The sequence below is a fragment of the Paenibacillus sp. A3M_27_13 genome, assembly GCF_024213315.1.
GTDB classification, from domain to species: domain Bacteria; phylum Bacillota; class Bacilli; order Paenibacillales; family Paenibacillaceae; genus Paenibacillus; species Paenibacillus polymyxa_B.
In genome coordinates this window covers 625,887-645,119 of sequence record NZ_JANAVE010000001.1, presented here as the reverse complement: position 1 = coordinate 645,119, position 19,233 = coordinate 625,887, and the positions used below count along the sequence as shown (strand labels likewise).

General features: G+C 44.4%; 17 protein-coding genes and 2 pseudogenes. 10 read left to right on the top strand and 9 right to left on the bottom strand.

Going from position 1 to position 19,233, the window contains the following annotated elements:
- Positions 1–29: 29 nt before the first annotated feature.
- On the top strand, positions 30–317 hold the full coding sequence (locus tag NLX82_RS03055) for a stage VI sporulation protein F (RefSeq protein WP_013310877.1): 288 nt from the start codon (positions 30–32) through the stop codon (positions 315–317).
- Between the two features lie 148 nt (positions 318–465).
- Here NLX82_RS03055 and NLX82_RS03050 read toward each other — a convergent pair whose 3' ends face one another.
- Positions 466–1,734 carry a DNA polymerase IV gene (locus NLX82_RS03050; RefSeq protein ID WP_069080002.1) on the bottom strand — a complete coding sequence of 423 codons (1,269 nt, stop codon included), beginning with the start codon at positions 1,732–1,734 and terminating at the stop codon, positions 466–468.
- A gap of 216 nt (positions 1,735–1,950) precedes the next feature.
- On the opposite strand from NLX82_RS03050, the gene NLX82_RS03045 reads away from it, so the two are divergent.
- Positions 1,951–4,476, top strand: a complete 2,526-nt coding sequence (locus NLX82_RS03045; RefSeq protein ID WP_254347464.1) for a transglycosylase domain-containing protein — start codon at positions 1,951–1,953, stop codon at positions 4,474–4,476.
- A 14-nt stretch (positions 4,477–4,490) separates the two neighbouring features.
- On the opposite strand, the gene NLX82_RS03040 is transcribed toward NLX82_RS03045, so the two are convergent.
- From NLX82_RS03040 to NLX82_RS03020, 5 genes and pseudogenes are all read right to left on the bottom strand, one after another.
- The gene (locus NLX82_RS03040; protein WP_023989293.1) at positions 4,491–5,612 is read right to left on the bottom strand and encodes a Ger(x)C family spore germination protein; all 1,122 of its coding nucleotides are present in this window, start codon (positions 5,610–5,612) and stop codon (positions 4,491–4,493) included.
- Positions 5,609–5,941: a GerAB/ArcD/ProY family transporter gene (locus tag NLX82_RS03035; protein WP_254347463.1), complete on the bottom strand. Its 333-nt coding sequence runs from the start codon at positions 5,939–5,941 to the stop codon at positions 5,609–5,611. The genes NLX82_RS03040 and NLX82_RS03035 overlap by 4 nt, the downstream gene beginning before the upstream one ends.
- A 20-nt stretch (positions 5,942–5,961) precedes the next feature.
- Positions 5,962–6,699 (bottom strand): annotated as a pseudogene (locus NLX82_RS03030) (GerAB/ArcD/ProY family transporter).
- Complete coding sequence (locus tag NLX82_RS03025; protein ID WP_076159474.1) at positions 6,692–8,155, bottom strand: spore germination protein; 1,464 nt, start codon at positions 8,153–8,155, stop codon at positions 6,692–6,694. The pseudogene NLX82_RS03030 and the gene NLX82_RS03025 overlap by 8 nt, the downstream one beginning before the upstream one ends.
- A 223-nt stretch (positions 8,156–8,378) precedes the next feature.
- Positions 8,379–8,780 (bottom strand): YhjD family protein, encoded by a 402-nt coding sequence (locus tag NLX82_RS03020; RefSeq protein ID WP_023989292.1) that lies wholly within the window; start codon positions 8,778–8,780, stop codon positions 8,379–8,381.
- A gap of 307 nt (positions 8,781–9,087) precedes the next feature.
- Here NLX82_RS03020 and NLX82_RS03015 point away from each other — a divergent pair, with 307 nt between their 5' ends.
- Positions 9,088–9,978 (top strand): DMT family transporter, encoded by an 891-nt coding sequence (locus tag NLX82_RS03015; protein ID WP_076159477.1) that lies wholly within the window; start codon positions 9,088–9,090, stop codon positions 9,976–9,978.
- A 463-nt stretch (positions 9,979–10,441) separates the two neighbouring features.
- On the top strand, positions 10,442–11,146 hold the full coding sequence (locus NLX82_RS03010; RefSeq protein WP_023989290.1) for a YitT family protein: 705 nt from the start codon (positions 10,442–10,444) through the stop codon (positions 11,144–11,146).
- A 66-nt stretch (positions 11,147–11,212) separates the two neighbouring features.
- On the opposite strand, the gene NLX82_RS03005 is transcribed toward NLX82_RS03010, so the two are convergent.
- Positions 11,213–11,662, bottom strand: a complete 450-nt coding sequence (locus NLX82_RS03005) for a DUF2188 domain-containing protein (RefSeq protein WP_076295278.1) — start codon at positions 11,660–11,662, stop codon at positions 11,213–11,215.
- Positions 11,663–11,753: 91 nt separating this feature from the next.
- On the opposite strand from NLX82_RS03005, the pseudogene NLX82_RS03000 reads away from it, so the two are divergent.
- Positions 11,754–12,569 (top strand): annotated as a pseudogene (locus tag NLX82_RS03000) (lipid II flippase family protein).
- A gap of 105 nt (positions 12,570–12,674) precedes the next feature.
- Here NLX82_RS03000 and msrA read toward each other — a convergent pair.
- Positions 12,675–13,646, bottom strand: a complete 972-nt coding sequence (gene msrA / locus NLX82_RS02995) for a peptide-methionine (S)-S-oxide reductase MsrA (protein ID WP_023989287.1) — start codon at positions 13,644–13,646, stop codon at positions 12,675–12,677.
- A gap of 170 nt (positions 13,647–13,816) precedes the next feature.
- A complete protein-coding gene (locus NLX82_RS02990) occupies positions 13,817–14,434 on the bottom strand; it encodes a TVP38/TMEM64 family protein (protein ID WP_023989286.1) in 618 nt (205 codons plus the stop codon).
- A 351-nt stretch (positions 14,435–14,785) separates the two neighbouring features.
- On the opposite strand from NLX82_RS02990, the gene NLX82_RS02985 reads away from it, so the two are divergent.
- The 5 genes from NLX82_RS02985 to NLX82_RS02965 all read left to right on the top strand — a co-directional run bounded on the left by NLX82_RS02985 (position 14,786) and on the right by NLX82_RS02965 (position 19,156).
- Positions 14,786–15,475 (top strand): TerC family protein, encoded by a 690-nt coding sequence (locus NLX82_RS02985; RefSeq protein WP_023989285.1) that lies wholly within the window; start codon positions 14,786–14,788, stop codon positions 15,473–15,475.
- A 163-nt stretch (positions 15,476–15,638) separates the two neighbouring features.
- Positions 15,639–16,583 carry a Gfo/Idh/MocA family protein gene (locus NLX82_RS02980; RefSeq protein ID WP_076159489.1) on the top strand — a complete coding sequence of 315 codons (945 nt, stop codon included), beginning with the start codon at positions 15,639–15,641 and terminating at the stop codon, positions 16,581–16,583.
- 72 nt (positions 16,584–16,655) lie between these two features.
- Positions 16,656–16,976: a hypothetical protein gene (locus NLX82_RS02975; RefSeq protein ID WP_023989283.1), complete on the top strand. Its 321-nt coding sequence runs from the start codon at positions 16,656–16,658 to the stop codon at positions 16,974–16,976.
- A 96-nt stretch (positions 16,977–17,072) separates the two neighbouring features.
- The gene (locus tag NLX82_RS02970) at positions 17,073–17,351 is read left to right on the top strand and encodes a DUF6171 family protein (protein ID WP_023989282.1); all 279 of its coding nucleotides are present in this window, start codon (positions 17,073–17,075) and stop codon (positions 17,349–17,351) included.
- Between the two features lie 320 nt (positions 17,352–17,671).
- Entirely contained in the window at positions 17,672–19,156 is a 1,485-nt protein-coding gene (locus NLX82_RS02965) for an alpha-N-arabinofuranosidase (protein WP_254347462.1), read from the top strand.
- Positions 19,157–19,233 lie beyond the last annotated feature (77 nt).

Genomic DNA, 19,233 nt, shown 5'->3' with positions numbered 1-19,233 from the left:
GACCGAATGATATGGGAGGTGTGGCAACATTGAGCTATCAGCAATATGGAATTAGTCCGCAACTGGTGGAGCGGATTAAGTTGAAAATGAAGAATCGTGCGCTCAAGGAGCGGGTTAAGCAGCAGATTGAAGGTGTGACTAAAGCGGACCTGCAAAATAAAGCTAAGGTGCGTCATCTTGTGAAGTCCACTTCTGCTATTTTAAACGAGCGTTTGACGGCTGCACAGGAGGAGCAATTGACCGCCTTCGTATTGGCACAAAAAATTGATCCGTCCAATACATTCCATCTAATCAAGCTGTGGGGAATGTTCCGTTGATTGCTATTTGAAGAGGTGCTTCAAAGCGCTCTCCATGTTTTTTTGTGAAGCAGAGATGAAAAAGGATTGCCTGATATCAGGCAATCCTTTTTGGTTTGTATTAGTTCATTCCCCGGGCAATAGCTAGTGTGTGCTTATCATGAGACTTTTATTTGTAATGACCTCCAATTTTGATAGACCGTTCCATGGCCTGCCCGGCATCTGTTAACGACGATGCGCGCATGATGATGGACTGACCGTACCGATCCTTTAAAGTGTCCGTCACCTTTTCCAAAGCACGGGATCGCTCCAGATCCTCAAAAAAATCCAGCTGATACAGTTGATCATCCACCAATCCGCTTAAAGTAACCCCTGCGCGCTTCACGGGCATATGATTCCAAAAAGTATAAAAGATTTTTTTAACGGTTTCATATACCTTTTGGGTATGGTTTGTAGGATCGGGTATCTTCATTTGTCGGGAGAATCCGGTTGGTGCCTCGTAGGGACTGCATATACAATGAACAGTCACAACCGAGCCCATATATCCTTTGCGGCGGGCGTCCCGACACACCTCCTCTGTTAGTTCAAGCAGGATGGTTTCCACTTCCGCAGGCTGGAGATAGTCGCGGGGAAGAGTCATCATATGACCGATGGATTTGGGAGGTGTATTAAATGTTTCCGGCTTGACCGGGCTGTGATCGATCCCGTTAGCAGTTCGCCATATCACCTCTGCCTGAATATCGGACTGCTTGCCGAAATGAGACCGGAATCTGTCCTGTAGCCGGGGTAAGGGAGTACGTGCAATATCTCCAATGGTGTGTAGTCCAAGCTTCTCCAAATGCCGTTCCATGCGCGAACCGATGCCGAACATAAGACGTACTGGCTGAGGCCACAGCAACGCTGCAATATCGGATGTAGGCAACAAGAAAATGCCACTGTCATTTTTTTTAGCCCATATATCTGTTGCGGTTTTAGCCAGCATTTTGTTTGAGCTGATGCCAATTCGAATCCATACTCCTGTTTGTGCCAGTACCTTTTGCTGAATTTCACTTGCAATACTCACCGGATCCCCGAACAGGGAGAGGCTTCCGCTCATATCCAGAAACTGTTCATCAATGCTGAAAACCTCAACCAAATCCGTATATTCATTATAGATTTCTGTTATTTTTAATGAGACATCGATATAATGCTGCATACGTGGGCGTACAATGATAAGGTCAGGACATTTTTTCACCGCTTCTCCCAGGCGTTCTGCTGTAGATATACCGTATTTTTTGGCCAGCGGACACGCAGCTAAAATAATGCCTGAACGAAGTGCAGGGTCACCGGCCACAACGAGTGGCTTATGTTGGTATTTGGGATCATCTGCTTTTTCGATGCTGGTATAAAAACTTTGGCAGTCCGATAAGAATATGGTTCTATTTCTGCTTTCCTTCAAAAATCCGACCTCCTCTCCTGATATGTGTGGGTCATCCTTCCAAAATATTCTTGAATGTATACTCTTATAGTAGTATTATATACAGAACAAGTGTTCCTAATACAAATGTATTTTTTGGAACGTTACAGTTTACGGAAAACCTAACATGGCGTATCATAATATCTTGAGCAAAAACAAGTGGAAATGAATGAATATTGAGGGGAGAAAACCATTTTTATGAACCCAAAACGTCGACCATCATCTCAAAAACGCAGTAGGTGGCGTATTTTTGGCAGAGTTTTGCTGATTAATATCAAGTGGTTCTCGTTTGCGGGTGTACTTGGAGTGCTGTTTGCTGGAGGTCTTATATCCGGTTATGTGGCGGCACTGGTTCATGATGAACCTGTACGATCACGTCAGTTGATATATGAAAAGGTAAATGAGAACGCTCTGACCAGCTTTGTATTTTTTAATGATCAGGTAACTCCGGTTGGAAGAATGCGCATGGAGGAGGATCGACAGCTCGTTGATCTGAAGGATGTTCCTCAGTCTATTGTGGACGCCCTCATTTCAACGGAAGACAGCCAATTTTATGAGCATCGTGGTGTGGATTTAAAGGGAACTGCTCGTGCCGTTAAGCAGAAGCTTTTGAATGAAAACCGCCAAACAGGCGGCAGCACACTGACGCAGCAGGTAGCCCGAAGGGTTTTTCTCAGTCTGGATAAGACGGACAGTCGCAAGGTGAAGGAAATGCTGCTGGCACTGCGTATGGAGCGGTTTATGGGCAAGGATAAAATATTAACGGCTTACTTAAACAAAATGCCTTTTGGTAATGGTTCCGCTGGTTACAATTTATATGGAATCAAGTCTGCTTCGTTAGGGATTTTCAATGTAAGTGATCTACATAAGCTTCATATTGCTCAGGCGGCTTATTTGGCAGGTCTCCCGCAACTGCCATCTGTTTATTCCGCTTTTGATGGTAAAGGGAACTTCGATGAAGAAGGCTTCAATAAAGCGATGGAGCGCCAACGTGTCGTGTTGGGAAGAATGCTGGCAACAGGTAAACTTACGCTATCCGAATATAACGAGGCGCTTCAATTTGATGTGAAAGCCACTCTTGCGCCACATCGCGAAAAAAGTTATAATACATTCCCTTATTTGATGCTGGAGACAGAGCGGGAAGCCGCCCAATTGTTAGCGCTCCAGCAAAATCCCGATATCACGGCAGCCGAGATTTCCAAGCCTGAGCATGCCGAGCTTCTTCAAAATACGCGAGAAGAGTTGCAACGGTCCGGCTATCGAATTTATACAACGATAAATAAGAAAATTTATAACAATATGCGGCAGATTGCAGCCAATCCACAAAATTTTTCTCCATACAGTAAGAAGAAGGGATTAGAGCAGATTGCAGCAATCATGATTGATCATAAAACAGGGGCTATACTCGGTATGATCGAGGGCAGGGATTTTAATACCGAGCAAATGAACTATGCAACTCAAATGACACGTCAGCCCGGTTCTGCCATGAAGCCTATTGCTGCTTATTTACCTGCTTTGGAAAAGGGCTACACTCAGCCAGCCGGTCTTATTGATGATTCACAAATCATATTGAAAGACGGGCGTAAAGGTTATCATATTCCTAAAAATTATAACAGACGGTACGAGGGGCTTATGACAGCCCGTGAAGCACTCAATCGGTCAATCAACATCCCTGCGCTGAGGCTGTTCCTATATGAAGTTAAAATTCCAAATGCTTGGAATTTTGTGCGTTCTCTTGGAATTACGACGATTCAGCCGCAGGATGAACATGCTCAGACAGGGGTTTTGGGTGGACTAAGCAAAGGGGTATCCGTCGAGGAACTGACCGCAGCATATGGAACGATTCCCAATATGGGTGTATATAATGCACCTCATCTGATCAGCAAAATTACGGATGCCAACGGGAAGATCGTATATGAATTTAAACCGCAGACGAAGCGTGTATATTCGCAGCAAACCGCATTTTTGATGACGGATATGCTCAAAACGGTTATATCAGATCCGAGGGGAACCGGCAAACGCCTGCAAAATGCTTTTAAAAGCTACGGTGCCATTGATATCGCCGGTAAAACCGGTACGACACAAAACTTTGGTGATGTGTGGTTTATGGGGTACACACCTGACGTTACACTAGGCGTCTGGGCTGGTTACCGCCAACAGGTTAATACATTATCTCAAGAAGGCCATTCCAGAGCACAGTCAGTGTGGGCACTGATCATGAATGAGGCGGTCAAGGACCAGCCTGAGCTTTTTAAGAAAAAGCACTTTATACGGCCGGAAGGTGTTGTAAGAGTTACGGTTTCTAGCCTTACAGGTAAGCTGCCAGGGCGTTATTCCCGTCAATCGGGTCAACTCGTGACTGACTGGTTTAATCAAAAGTATGTGCCTACCGAAGTTGGAAGAGAACAGCTTCCGCGTTCTGCTAGACCAGTGGTCCCGTCTAAACCAGATATCAAGGAAAAAGAAGTCCCAGAGGTTGAGGTACCTGCAATAGATCAAGAGAAAATTCCACCAGAGGAAACGGATCCTACTGTTCCTGACGCAGGCACAGAGATAGATATGCCTGATGAGAATGAAGATTTGCCATCTACAGATACTCCGCAACCTTCTGTTGAAAACGAGCAGGTGACTCCTTCTGAATCACAAAGCCAGAGTGAGACTCCAAAAACCAAATCTGACGAAGTTGTTTATCCTGAAATAATATCTGATCAACCCAAAAACTAAACGACAGGAACGGCCTAGTTTAAAATGCCGTTCCCGACAATGTCTACAGTGACCTGCGGATGAAAACGGATATTGGGGTATTCTTTATTCCAATCTACACTTTTCCATACTGCTGGATAATGAGCGATCAACTGTCTGCCTACGCCAAAGGCATCACATCCATTTTCCTGAAGTGTACGGATAATTTGTTCCGCATCCTGGGTCATGATTTCGGAAAGTTGACGGTTCAGACGCTGTACGTTAGCTTTATCTTGAAGATGGTTTCGTGCATATTCAACAATATCGACAGGCAATTTTAGGTTAAGCTCCACATCAATTTGTCCATCGCGCTGAACGTTCACTTTAAGGCTACGTTTGACATTCTGGATTTTAGCCTGATACGTAATAAAGTTTTGCACATCACCGACAGGTCCGGGATGTATCCTTTTTACAAAGCGAGCTGTATTTTTCCACTTTCCAGTCATTAACACATATAAAACACCTTGCTCACTACTTAGGCTTCCTGTGAATTTTTGTCCGTGAAATAAGGCAATTCCACGTGCTGTAATATCTTCTCCTTCTTTGGAAAGATAGGGGAGTACAAAATCTTGACCCGGATCAAGCATTGGGGGGAGCAGTGTCTCCAGTGTCATTTCCGGGAACATACACATTTCCTCAAGGCTTCTGATTTTTTTGGTTATAAATTCGCCAATCAAGAGGCTACCTATGCTTTTTTGATCTATTATTTCCCCAGCTAATCCATCTACAATAGCTACCTTGACATGGGAAGTCGGATGGTCAGGCTCACGATACAGCACATCCAGATAGGGATATAAATCTTTTCGGGCCAAGCTTGTACCATACAGAATAACTCCGTATTTGAAAAAGCGGATATCCCCGGTTACTTTGGCTCGGATTTTGTCTGTACTTTGCCGAACGGAATGGCCGGTGCCTGAGTGAATTTCATTGGTGCTTTTACCTTGATTGCTTTGAGAATCGTCTACAACCTCTAGCGTTTGCAACAACATGCCTTCAGGAGTGAGATCATAAGCCGATGCATTTGCCAATCGGGCATCCTTCAAATTGTCCTGATCCCAGCAGCCTGTTATAAAAATGAGTAGAGTTAGCATTCCAAGCGCTCTGCTCTTTTTTTTCATGTTTCAGGTCCCTCCTTTTTTTTGAAGAGATAGGAGAGGATCAGCAGCAGAAAAGGGAACGCAATTAGGAAAATATAAGCAGAATTATTGGCTATGGAACCAATAAGCTCGAAATCTTCTCTTCGTTGAGGCAAATAGGCAATACAACATGAGGCGAGCACAACAAAGGAAACCGCCTTTTTGTGACTTTTTTGCTTGAATAGATAGCTTATTCCGTAAGACGCCGCATAATAATAACCACTTATAGCTCCAAAGATCGAAATGAGCCAAATCGGCAGAAAAATAAAATCGACCCGATCCATCGTTCCCAGTGGAATGGATCTGAGCAAATAAATGACTGGCTCCGGCATTAATTCAAGCTGTTGGGGGCTGAATACGGTTTACAGGTAAATACGGTAAAACAATACAATAGTACCACGATCGCGTTAGCTGCCAGAATTGACTTGAGCTTGCTTGTACTTTTGCCCTCAACCATGGGAAAGACGACAAGAATGAACTCAAAACCAAACATCGCTAGGAGCGTTTCTTTTGAACCGACAATAATACGGGGCCATCCCGCCTCAGTCAGAGGTAGCAGATAAAGCGGGTTGGACTGCTTTATACCATAGCTAATTAACAGCATCATGGGAAAAATCAGAAATGAAATTAAAACAAGTACTCGGGCAATCGTTCTTAAATTTTCGCGAACCAGATATATGCTACTGAACAAAAACAGGGCAAGTATAGCCCAACGGGGAGTATATTGCAGCATCCAGCGGTTAATGACGTCATAAGCGTTCACAAGAACCGAGGTACCCATGAGCAGATAGTAAGCAATGTAAGCCACAGTCAATGCTTTTCCAATCTAGCAACCAGTAATCTGGGTTAATATTTGATAAATCGAAGAGGAGGGAAAACGTCTTAGCAGGAGCCAGCACATCAAAATAATGAGTTGAATCAAAAGGCCACCAATAATGACAGATATCCAACCCCCTCCTTTAGTTGAAAGGTGCATCTGATAGGGAAGTGACAAAATATCTACGCCAATCTCAAACTTAATGATGAGAAAAAACAGTTGACCCGATGCAATGGTACTTTCTTTATTCACGTCTTTTCCAGCTCCTAGAGTCGTTCTGCTGCTTCAATTTTTGGGCTTGGGAATCATATGGTCGCTGATGGAATGTCCAAATCGGAAAGCGGATAAAAACATCTTTCATATCACCGAGCCGGAATGGTGCAAGAGGAGCAAAGTAGGGCGTACCAAAGGTCTCCAGCTTGCAAAGGTGGATGGTAAGAAAAAGTAAACCGAAAGCAATGCCAATGTATCCAAACAAGGCTGCAGCAGTCATCATCGGAAAACGAAGGATACGAACCGCTGAGCTCATTTCATGAGAAGGCACTAAAAAAGAAGAAATGGCTGTTAACGAGACGACGATGATCATCGTATACGACACGAGACCAGCCCGAACGATAGCATCTCCGATGACGAGACCGCCAACGATTCCAATAGTTTGACCAACCCGACTGGGTAGACGAACCCCGGCTTCTCGTAGCACCTCAAAGATCAATTCAAGCAGCATAGCCTCCACAATCGCTGGGAATGGAACGTTTTCCAGTGATTTTTTGATGGTATGCGCCAGCTCTAATGGCAAAATAGCTGGATGAAAAGCAATCGTCGCAATGTAAATGGCAGGTAGCGTAAAAGCGATCAAAAAGCTCATCATTCGAATCGTTCTTAGAAATGAACTAATAATCCAACGGCCGTGATAATCATCTGGGCTTTGGTAAAATGCAAAAAAAGAGACGGGAGCTATTAGAGCAGTTGGGCTACCTTCAGCCAAAATCGCTATGCGTCCCTCCATTAGATTGGCGGTCACACGATCCGGTCGTTCCGTGCTGAGCTGTTGAGGGAAGAGGGAAAAAGGGTTGTCCTCAATAAACTCTTGAATAAAACCGGGGGGGAGCACCATATCGGAGGAGATCGCTTTAATTCTCGTTTTCACTGCTTCCACTAGCTCAGGATTAGCCAAGTCTTGAACATAGACAATAGCGATTTTAGTCCGGGTTTTAGATCCCACATAAAAGTAGCGTACAACCAGTGACGGTGTGACAATTTGTTTGCGAATCAGATTCAGATTGATGGATAACTGCTCAATGAATCCATTGTGCGGTCCGTGAATAATCCCTTCGTTTTCTGGTTCGTCCGTACTGCGAGCATACGTTTTTTCGGAAGAAAGGATAAAAAATCCTTCCGCTCCATTTATCATAAAAATGCAATATCCCTGGATAAGCGAATCAGCAGCATTTTGAAGGTCGGTGTCTTTTTGACTGCTTAAGGTGGTGAACATTTGATGAGAGACTGCATCGGTTTTCTCATATAAGGCACTCAGGATATGAGTTTGAATCATCTCCTGATCTACGAGCGAATCAATATAGAGCAGCATACCGTCTTTGCCGTCAACGGAAATCGCCTGCTTTTTTAAATCATCCGTATAAAAAAGGGCTTGCTCAATAAAGGAAACATTCCTACTTAATTCAACGGAAGCTGCGTCATGTCCAGCCAAGAGAGCACCTCCTTTTTGGATGAGATAGGCATAATGTGTGTCAAATGGATTGAGTTTATCCATGATATGGTGACTTATCCATTCTCGAATCACCTTCACTTCACGTAACGCAATAGTTTTATACTAGAATTTAATTTAGGTTGATAAATGGGAGGTGGGTTGGTTATTTTGCAGGGAATGAAAATTAATCGTGCAAGAACCAGAGACGAGATTACAAGGGGGCTTAATCTTGGGTGGGGTCAATTCCCAGATAATGTCCCAGTTTCCGTCGGACCTCGCTGCGGGCAAAGGATGAAAGCATGAAAAAACGCCTTTGATAGCCGCGGCATACATACAAAACCTCTATGCCTTCATGATTTCGGATTTCGCTGTAAATTTTAACCCCTAGTGTTTTCATTCGCGCCTTTGTCTCTGCTAATTGAACAGCTACGCGCTGTTGTACTCCAGTCAGGCTACGAACATACAAATCGGGCATTTTTAGAGGAGAGGTATTTATAATACGAATGTCTCGTTCCAGCACATCCAGCACAAGAGTTAGAAGTACACAGATCTTGATCAGCCCTGCGTCTTCTTCAGAAGGCAAAGGAGCTTTATTCTTGTGGTTTAGTGTCTTTTGGTTTGGCATAAAAATCTCCTTTACTCCGAGTAAGAATACAATATATAATCAGTATATAGAACATACGTTCTGTTTATACCTCCCCCATCATAGGAATTTTTCCATTACTAAAGCAATCATCAATTAATGGAAAAGTGGTAGGGAGCGATATCCTATGTGCCTTTGTGTAAAGAATTCATGCGTTTATCGCCAATGACAGTCAAACAGAGTTTATGTTAAGCTATTGGATAAAAACTTACATAAAAGGGGAGATCGTTCTGGCTGCGGTCAGCCTTTACTATTTAACTTAAGAAAGTAGAGAAAGAAGGTATACATATTGTCACGTTCGTTATATGCAGCTTTATTATTGTTGAGCCTCATTTGGGGCGGTTCGTTTATGTTTATCAAGGTGTTGTTGCTACATCAAGTAGGGCCGTGGACGATTGTATTTCTCAGATCCAGCTTTGGATTTATTTTTATCGTCTTATTAATGCTACTTATGCGCAGGCCGTTTGAAATCAAAAGCATTCCGTGGAAATCGGTTATTCTGGTAGCTTTGGTCAACATGGTTTTGCCATGGACATTGATCGGTTTTAGCGAGACCAGAATAGCTAGCAGCATGGCTTCTGTATTGAATGCCACCACGCCAATATGGACCATGTTGGTGGGGCTTGTTTTTTTCGGGGCTATTTTTCATCGAATGCAGTGGTTAGGAATGGGTCTCGCTTTTGTAGGAATCATTATTTTATTGGGTATTAATCCTGCATCTATTATTTCTGTTGATCCTGTGGGTTTTGGATGTATGCTGCTTGCGACTCTCTGCTACGGATTTGGAACACAGCTCTCCAAACGTTTTCTCTCCAATCTTTCCATGTATCAGGCTACTTTTTCGACACTGTTTGGTGCTGCGGTAGGGGGTGGCATTATGATGGCAATTGTGGAGAGACCTGATTTGTCGATTGTTTCTGACCCAGGTGTATTGGGTTCTCTTATAGGACTGGGAGTTTTGGGATCAGGAGTAGCATATATTTTGTTCAACTACATGATTTTGCGGGGGAGTGCGGAATTTGCTTCTTCGGTGACGTATTTTGTACCAGTAAGTGCCATCGTATGGGGCTTTTTGCTCTTGAATGAACATATCGGCTGGAACGTTCTGACCGGGCTGGTCCTTATACTTGGAGGCGTGTTTATGGCCAACCAGCGTAGAACCGCCAAATTAAGTGGATAATAATCTAAACAGAAATAAAATACGCTTTGGTTATTATATTAAATGTGCATTCGCCAAACCTACGGTATAATGCGTTAATTCGCACATACAATAAAGCATGCTCACACATAAAATAAAATATGGTGCAGCAAAAAAGCAAGCTGTTTAGCAGGTGACAAGGTGTGGTATAATAAATTATAGAATTATATGTACCACAGAAATGTCGGAGTTTTATTCCACAAAAGAAAGGATCAGGATACCATGTGTCCCCGAAGGATACTTCCCCAAAGGACGATTTGGAAACGATTTGATCTGTCTTATACTTAGCTTTTCCGCGGAGTAACGTCAAGTTGCGAAAGCCAACTCTGCGGAAGAGGGGATTGTACATGCGAAGGACCAAGTCCTCCAGGCACATCTTACCCGGTAGCTTCCGTAAGAGTGGGTTCATCCACATCTAAACTTACGAGAAACCGAGGGAGCCTGTATGAGGAAAACTTACGAATCTATCGTGAACAATGGAGCACTGAGACAGATTGCTGTCATGTTGCTCGGAACATGCATTTTAGCTTTTACGTATTATCACATTAATGCTCAAAATCATTTGTCAGAAGGCGGATTTGCAGGCTTGGCCCTGCTGGGACATTACGCGTTTGGCATATCTCCAGCATGGAGTATGTTGCTGCTTGATATTCCCGTCATATTGCTGGCATGGGTACTGAAGGGCAGAAGATTTATGCTGCTTGCGTTAATCGGAGCCATCGCTTTTTCACTGTTTTATGCAGGATTTGAGAAGTATTCGACTCTGGTTATAGATCTACATGGAAATCTGCTGATAGCTGCTCTACTTTGTGGGGTGCTTACAGGTTTGGGAGCCGGAATCGTACTGCGATTCGGTGGAGCAACCGGGGGCGATGATATCTTATCTCTGCTGATCAGTGAGTGGCGCGGGTGGAAAATCGGCAACGTGTTTATTGTCAGTGACATCATCGTACTGGGATTATCATTGTTGTATCTGCCTATGAAGGAAACAATGTTTACAATACTGGCTGTGTGGCTTGCCGGAAAAATAATTACATGGACGACCACGTTCCAACTGCACCGACCTGTGAAAAAGGTACTGCCAGCGGCTATTCCCGCTAAAAAGGTGGTTGCCAAAACAGTGCCGGTCGTCCACAGCCTTCGTCAATAAGGAAAGGGTGTTACGTCAGGAGAGAAATCTTCTTACGTAACACCCTTTCGCTGTATTCAGCTTCTATCAGGAAGGCTTTAAAGTTGAATGAATGCGTCCATTCCGGTCATGAATAATTGCAGAAATCTGTTGGTGTTCTACAAAACTTTGAGCTTCGTCAATCGCCTCATTTTTGTGTTTAAAGGTTGAAATGGGCTGGTTGTGTCCCTCTTCTTTGATTGCCCAGCGATCCTCGTGCGGCACCACATGAATGGGTTCCTTTGCATCGGAAGAAGTGGAATGATGGTTGTGCAGATTTTCGCTTGAATGCTGTTTTTCATGTTTTGTCGGTTTCTCATCTTGCTCGGCTGGATGATTATCGTTCCATTCCTCGGCTTGGGAAGTGGCAATCGCAATCGAGCGCCCTTCTTCATAGCCGTCATGGAGTAGGGCGTTAGCAATATCGACGGCTTTTTCTCGCACACGAGGCTCCAGGTTTTTCATGGATGGAGGGTAATCATGTTTGTTCCAAGGCATAGTTGAACACTCCTTATAACAGATGATGTATTATGTATTACCCGTTGTCGGCTTAAACAAACGGAAATCAAAAAAATGAATATATTGTAAAATGTATCTTGAGAAAAAGCGTATAATGGTGTGCAGAATACCAGAAAAAGGAGTGAAGTATTTGCTTGCCTGGGGTTTTGTTTTTTTGCTGACTATCATCATTCATACTACAGATAGCTTGTCCTATGCTCTTCGGCTTGGTGGTTTGCGAGCGCGTCGGATTGGATTGGCGTTAACCGTTGCGGGGATGCTGCTGTTGGTTTCACGCACCTCTAACATGGCGCAGGGGCCTTTACTTGGAGGGATGGTCGATCAGGCTAAAGCTGCAACACAAGTGGGCAGAACGGATATTAGACTGGAACTATAATTACTGTATCCAACAGTGGTACGCATGTCAGCCAGATGGATTGTGCATTTGGAGCATACCGGATCTATTCCGGCTTTGGTGCGTCATTTAATGCTGCGAAGTCGCTGGAAACATGCAGGCTACTACATAAAGCGCCCCACCTGGTCAATGCTTACTTCACTGATTAGTGGAGCGATACCCAAGCGTCTAATTATTCTGAATATAGCTGTCACTGCGATTTATACAACAGGAGTAGTATCTGCTTTATATGCATCATTCCTGTGGCCTGCTCAAGGTACAGCAATGTCAATGTCGTCAGGTCTAATCAATGGCGTCGCAACGGTATTATTAACCTTGTTAATTGATCCAAGATTGGCGGTTCTGTCGGAGAAAACGCTACGAGGGGAGCTACCCTTAACTCGGATGAACAGCATGTACGGCTGGATGATCATCTCGCGCTTGGCAGGTACTTTATTAGCCCAGCTATTGCTAGTACCGCTAGCCATTTGGCTTGGATGGGTAATGAGTTAAATGGCTAGCTTACGTAATGATGTGCTGCCACATCCCAAAAAAGGCTGGCCCGTGATCATCTATTAAAGATAGATCGCGGGTCAGCCCCAATGATTCCATGGCTATTTACTGTTCAAATAATGACTTATATGCTCCGTATCCTTCACGTTCCAAGTCTTCTTGAGGCACAAAGCGGAGCGCGGCGGAATTTATGCAATAACGCAAACCATCTGGACCAGGACCATCATCGAATACGTGCCCTAAATGGGAGTCAGCTTCACGACTTCGCACCTCGGTACGGATCATAAAATGGCTGAGATCAGTTTTTTCTTTGACATTGTAGCTGCGCAATGGACGGGTAAAGCTGGGCCAACCGCAACCTGCGTCAAATTTGTCCAATGAACTGAACAAAGGCTCTCCTGATACGATATCCACGTAAATGCCTTCACCTTCATGATCCCAAAACTCATTTTGAAAAGGGCGCTCGGTCGCGTTTTTTTGTGTTACTTCGTATTGAATAGGCGTCAGCCGATCTTTAAGATCGGATTTATCAACCTTGCCGGACCAATTTTGCTCGATAAAATCTTCACGTCCCGAACCTTTGCGGTAGCGCTTGTAATGAGCGGGGTTCTTCTTATGATAGTCCTGATGATATTCTTCTGCTTCATAAAAAGTGGCCGCAGGCAGGATCGGTGTAGCAATGGGCTTGTCGAAGCGGCCACTTTGAGCCAAAGCTTCTTTAGACGCTTCTGCCTTGATTCGTTGCTCTTCATTATGATAGAAAATAGCCGTTTGGTAGGATGAACCCCTATCGTGGAACTGTCCACCTTCATCCGTCGGATCAATCTGCTGCCAGAATAGCTCCAACAGTTTTTCATACGGGAAAACTTGTGGGTCAAATGTAATCTGTACGGCTTCCACATGTCCCGTTGTTTCAGAACACACCTCTTCATAGGTAGGATTTTCGGTATGTCCCCCTGTGTATCCAGATCTAACCTTCAAAATACCGGGTAATTCCTCAAAAGGGGAAACCATGCACCAGAAGCAGCCACCTGCAAAAGTTGCTTTTTCTACTGTGTGTGGATTGTTGGTGCTCATATTTGTCACTCCAATCTGAGAATGTTTAATTAGTTGTTATTTAAATAGCTTACAATTAAATTATATACGAGATTTTTGCAAAATCCAACGAAACGTCAGAAACCAAACAGCAGTGTAACTGGCTCTGTCCTCAAAAATCGCAACGAAAGAGACGGTGGCAAACTATCGCATTATATTCTATTGGCGCGTTGAAGCCTTTTTCGGTAGAGTATAAAGCCGCCGCCCACCAGTGCAGTATATAGCACCAAAATGAGCAAACCGGTGATTGGATGTTCTGCAAAGGTGCCGCCTGCATAAGCATACACCGCAATTGCGGGAAGCTTGCCAATAGCTGTACCTAGGATAAAGCTCCAGAACGGAAACCCTGCTACTCCAGCGTATACATTTACCGCTGCCTGGGGGATGACCGGAATCAGGCGAGCCAGCAGCACAGCAGCAAAAGGCTCCCTCTCCATGACCCGATTGAAGCGCTCCAATGCGGGAACCCGCTCCAAATAGGCACGTCCTTTGTCACGGAACAGGGTACGTACGGCACTATAAACGACCAGCGCAGCCAAGGTAGTGCCCAGCCAGCAGATCAGAGCACCTTGCCAGGGGCCTGCGGCATAAGCAATAGAAGCGATAATCAGCTTGTACGGCACAAACGGTATTAACGCGAATAAAAATGCGAGCAGTAGCAGAACTGGAAAGGAGGTTTGCTTGTCCGCCCAGGCGAGCCAATCATATCTGTAGATAAACGCGATGCAAAGCAGCGAAACATAAGCCGCGACGAGTAGCCATTTTTTCATTTACATACCTCTTTCAATATCCCTGTTCGGCTTATCGCTTATACAGAAAAAAATAGGGTTCACATTCCCAATAATGTGTGCTATACTGCCACTAATAGAATAGTTCCCAAAGGGGAGTAGCTCAACGAGTAAAGTCGTCATTACGGGATTTTTAATCCCCGGCTTTATTGGCAACGTAATGTTGTAAGCGAGACCTTTGCCAGGATTTTAGGAATCCGGGTAAATGGTCTTTTTTTGATGCCAAATTTGGGTCAAGCGCCGTTTCCGGATTCCGTGAAATGGCGCTTTTTTAGTATAAAGCGCTGAACTATGTACAGTATAACAAATAAATAAAAAAGGTGGGAGAAACGTATGGATTTTTTGTCAATTGAGTTTTTAACCGCATTAGTATCCATCATTATCATTGATCTGGTGCTAGCTGGTGACAATGCCATCGTAATCGGTTTGGCGGCTCGCAATGTTGATAAGGCCAATCAAAAGAAGGTCATTATTTGGGGGACGGTCGGAGCGGTCATCATTCGTGTGATTGCTACAGTGCTGGTCACGTATTTATTGCAAATTTATGGTTTGCGTTTGATTGGGGGACTCGCACTTATCTATATTGCCTATAAGCTGCTGGTCGAAGAGAAAAAACATGAAATTTCAGCTACGAATCAAATGTGGGCAGCGATCCGCACGATTATTATCGCGGATACGATGATGGGCCTCGACAATGTACTTGCTGTTGCGGGAGCAGCTCATGGAAACATGCTGCTTGTTATACTGGGTCTGGCAATCTCCGTTCCAATCATGGTGTGGGGAAGTACGATTATCTTGAAGCTGACTGAACGTTACCCAGTAGTTATTACGATTGGTGCTGCTGTACTGGCTTACACTGCCGCCAAAATGGTGGTGGCGGAACCGCTGATTGCACACTGGTTTATGAACGGGGTCATTAAATACGGCTTTGAGGTTCTGGTTGTGGTTCTGGTTGTAGCCATTGGGATGCGTGTTAAAAAAATTAAAAGTGAAAAAACAAGAAAGCAAGCGCAGCACGCCTAAGCTAACTTACATTAAGTAAACTTAGCTGAAGCTGAACATTCATGCCGTAGAGGCTGTTCTGTTAGGTCCAACTGGACCCGGAGCAGTCTCTTTTCTTTGCTTGTCAGCAGACTTCCATGTAAACTAGACAACAGATGAATGAGTGATTAAAGGTGGGAGCGAAATGGACAAGCAAACGAAGACAAGGGTAGCTATTGCAGGACTGGGTGGTATTGCTCGAAAAGTATACTTACCGTTACTGGCAGCACACCAAGGTGTAGACATTGTAGGTGTCATGAACCGTTCACAGGAGCCGGTGAGTTCCATTATGGAGCAATATAGGTTGCCAAGAGGAACGACTGATGTGAAGGAGATGCTAGCATGGGAACCGGAAGCTGTATTTATACATGCCGCGACCGAAGCTCATTTTGATCTAGTTATGGCGTGTATTGAAAAAGGGATTGCTGTGTATGTGGATAAACCGTTGTCCTATGATGTTCGTCAGAATCTGGAAATGACCGCTTTTGCGGAAGCGCAGGCCGTGCTGCTGGCGGTAGGCTTTAATCGACGTTTTGCCCCGCATTATGTAGCTGCTAAAGCATGGTTAGAGGAAGCAGGTGGATTCAGTCAATGTGCGGCCATTAAACACCGTACTGGATATGATCGAAGACCGGCGGCACAGACGGTTTATGATGATTTAATTCACATGCTTGATTTGCTTTTGTGGTTGGGTGGCGATGATTATGAGCTGCTGCATAGTAGTATGAATACGACGAGTGATGGATATATGGATGCTGCGTTCGGGACCGTACGTTTGGGGAATGCTACCGGAAGCTACAGTATGAGTAGACAGGCAGGGGCTGACATAGAGAAGCTGGAGCTTCACGGGGCAGGACGGTCTGTTGAAGTAATAAATATGGAACAGGCTGTTTTTATGCAAAAAAATCATTCACCACTAACGCAAACATTTGGAAGCTGGGATACGATTTTGGAAAGACGGGGATTCACCGGAGTCGTGAATCATTTTCTGGAGCATATTCATCGTCCGGAGGAGTGTGCTGTACGGGCTGGAAAAGTATTGGAAAGCCATATGCTGGCTGACGAACTGATCAGCCGTTTGAGTGTTTAATATGGAACGTCCGAACGTGATCTTAACAGTCCAGACAGACATCAAGAATTAGGTTGAAGGAGAAATGAATGAATGGAAGAAGATAACCGTGGTAAACAGCTAGAAGAAGCCATCATTGAAAATTATAAGCAAGAAGAAGATATGATGATCCTTGTATTTGCGCAATGGTGTATCAATCACGGGTTGGAGCCAGAGGAATTATATCGTGTAGCGTATCCGCATCAGGATAGTAACGAGCGTCTGCTACGAGTACGCAAGTTGACTGTATCGCGTGAAGAAGCGGGTGATATTCCGCTGGATACGGTATTAGGGGTACTGTCCATGTTCGGAAATGAGGACTTGGCGATGGTCGTATCTGAGGCGGCTGCCAGCCTTTCGTCGGAACGGAAATAGGGCTAGCCAGAATAAACAATATACTGTTATCATTTATGGCATCATGGACTCACTGTATTTACTTAAGACATTGTTGATGGGGAGGGTAAGCTTACGATGGAAGATATACCTATGCCAAGTACCTGTAAAGGCTGTGAAAGAGATATCTCGATATCGGAAGAGCAAATTACCAGAATTCTAACCAACATGAGACCCAAAATGGAATGTGTAAACGATGAAGTGTACGAAGCCAGACTGTTGGCCTGCTCACAATGTGAAGAGTTAATGTCCGGGCATACATGTGGCATCAGCGGAAGTATTGTTCGTGTACGTGCTTTGGCGGCAGCTCAAAATTGTCCCAGTTACCATGGTTCACGCTGGATAGGAACAGCCTAAAAGATACAATGCTCAGGCTCGGCTGAACTTGGATTACGGGTTAAAGTAGTCATACCTTGGTCTGCCCTAATGGCAGGCTTTTTGGTTTGATTGGACCTTTTCTTAACGATTGACAAAAAGTAGGCAATAAAATATATTAAACACGTGAAATGTTTTTATTTAATTATTAATATTTATATTAATGTTTTCTAGATGTGATGTTACGTAAAAATTAAGATCGGAAGAAGATCGGTAATATGAGTGATATTTAGACCAAAAATGAAAGCGCAAACATTCGTGCGGGTGTTCCAACAATCTTAATATTTTGGGGAGGGTTTGTTGTGAAGGGTTCTATTGTTGTTAATACCGATTGGAAACAAGGCATTATTAATAAAAATATTTATGGACAATTTGCTGAGCATCTTGGACGTTGCATTTATGAAGGCATATGGGTTGGAGAGGACTCACCGATTCCAAACACAAACGGAATTCGAAATGATGTAGTGGAAGCCCTGAAAAAGCTGAACATTCCTGTATTGCGCTGGCCGGGAGGCTGTTTTGCCGATGAATATCATTGGAAAGATGGTATCGGACCAAAAGAAAACCGTAAGAGAATGGTAAATACGCATTGGGGCGGTGTGGTTGAAAATAATCATTTTGGCACACATGAGTTTTTTCAATTGTGCGAACTGTTAGATGCAGAGCCTTATATTTGTGGAAATGTCGGCAGTGGTACAGTTCAGGAAATGTCGGAATGGGTAGAGTACATGACCTTCGATGGAGAGTCCCCTATGGCTGCATGGCGTCAGGAAAACGGTCGTGAGAAACCATGGAAGCTCAAATATTTTGGAGTGGGTAACGAAAACTGGGGTTGTGGCGGTAACATGCGCCCAGAATATTATGCCGACCTGTATCGCCGCTATCAGACATATGTCCGTAACTATGGCGAGAACCGCATTTATCGGGTTGCAGGGGGGGCGAATGTGGATGATTATCGTTGGACCGAAGTGTTGATGCGTGAAGCTGGGCATCTTATGGACGGTTTGAGCCTGCATAACTATACGATCCCGGGAAACTGGGAAGGGAAACGGCAAGCACTCGGCTTTGATGAAGCGGAATGGTTCGAGACGATGAAAAAATCATTGCATATGGATGAATTGATTACTCGTCATTCAGCCATTATGGACCAATATGATCCTGACAAAAGGGTCGGACTGATCGTCGATGAATGGGGAACCTGGTTCCTGACTGAGCCGGGGACCAATCCGGGCTTCCTGTATCAGCAAAACACGATGCGCGATGCGCTGGTAGCTGGGCTGCACCTACACATTTTCCATAATCACCATGACCGAGTACAGATGACGAATATCGCTCAAATGGTCAATGTTTTACAGGCCATGATTCTGACCGAAGGCCCTGCTATGCTGTTGACGCCGACATACCATATATTTGAAATGTTTAAGGTGCATCAGGATGCACAAGCACTGGCTGTTCATGTAAAGGTGGGCGATTATGAATATGATGGGGATTCCATCCCACAAGTAAGCGTGTCCGCCTCCAAGGCGCAGGATGACAATATTCATATTAGCTTTTGCAACATCCATCCGGGCGAGTCGGCAAACTTGAATTTGGAGCTAAGAGGACTGGAAGAGGTTAAAAAGATCAGCGGTGTTGTTCTTGCCAGCGACGATATGCAGGCACATAATACGTTTGATCAGCCAGAGCGTGTGAAAAAGGAAGCTTTCACATCCTATCAGCTGCAAGGTCAGCATTTGGATGTTACACTGCCACCAATGTCGGTAGTGATGCTGACAATTGCTCCGTAAAAAAGCTGGGTTGTGGTATGTAAGCACAATTTCATTATTATTGGTTATGAACAAAGAGAGCGTTCAGGTGAACGCTC

Excerpts from the sequence above, each read along its gene's own strand:
- NLX82_RS03045 (WP_254347464.1), top strand. The coding sequence starts at position 1,951 with ATGAACCCAAAACGTCGACCATCATCTCAAAAACGCAGTAGGTGGCGT.
- NLX82_RS03040 (WP_023989293.1), bottom strand. The coding sequence starts at position 5,612 with ATGAAAAAAAAGAGCAGAGCGCTTGGAATGCTAACTCTACTCATTTTT.
- NLX82_RS03020 (WP_023989292.1), bottom strand. The coding sequence starts at position 8,780 with ATGCCAAACCAAAAGACACTAAACCACAAGAATAAAGCTCCTTTGCCT.
- NLX82_RS03010 (WP_023989290.1), top strand. The coding sequence starts at position 10,442 with ATGAGGAAAACTTACGAATCTATCGTGAACAATGGAGCACTGAGACAG.
- NLX82_RS03005 (WP_076295278.1), bottom strand. The coding sequence starts at position 11,662 with ATGCCTTGGAACAAACATGATTACCCTCCATCCATGAAAAACCTGGAG.
- msrA (WP_023989287.1), bottom strand. The coding sequence starts at position 13,646 with ATGAGCACCAACAATCCACACACAGTAGAAAAAGCAACTTTTGCAGGT.
- NLX82_RS02990 (WP_023989286.1), bottom strand. The coding sequence starts at position 14,434 with ATGAAAAAATGGCTACTCGTCGCGGCTTATGTTTCGCTGCTTTGCATC.
- NLX82_RS02985 (WP_023989285.1), top strand. The coding sequence starts at position 14,786 with ATGGATTTTTTGTCAATTGAGTTTTTAACCGCATTAGTATCCATCATT.
- NLX82_RS02980 (WP_076159489.1), top strand. The coding sequence starts at position 15,639 with ATGGACAAGCAAACGAAGACAAGGGTAGCTATTGCAGGACTGGGTGGT.
- NLX82_RS02975 (WP_023989283.1), top strand. The coding sequence starts at position 16,656 with ATGGAAGAAGATAACCGTGGTAAACAGCTAGAAGAAGCCATCATTGAA.
- NLX82_RS02970 (WP_023989282.1), top strand. The coding sequence starts at position 17,073 with ATGGAAGATATACCTATGCCAAGTACCTGTAAAGGCTGTGAAAGAGAT.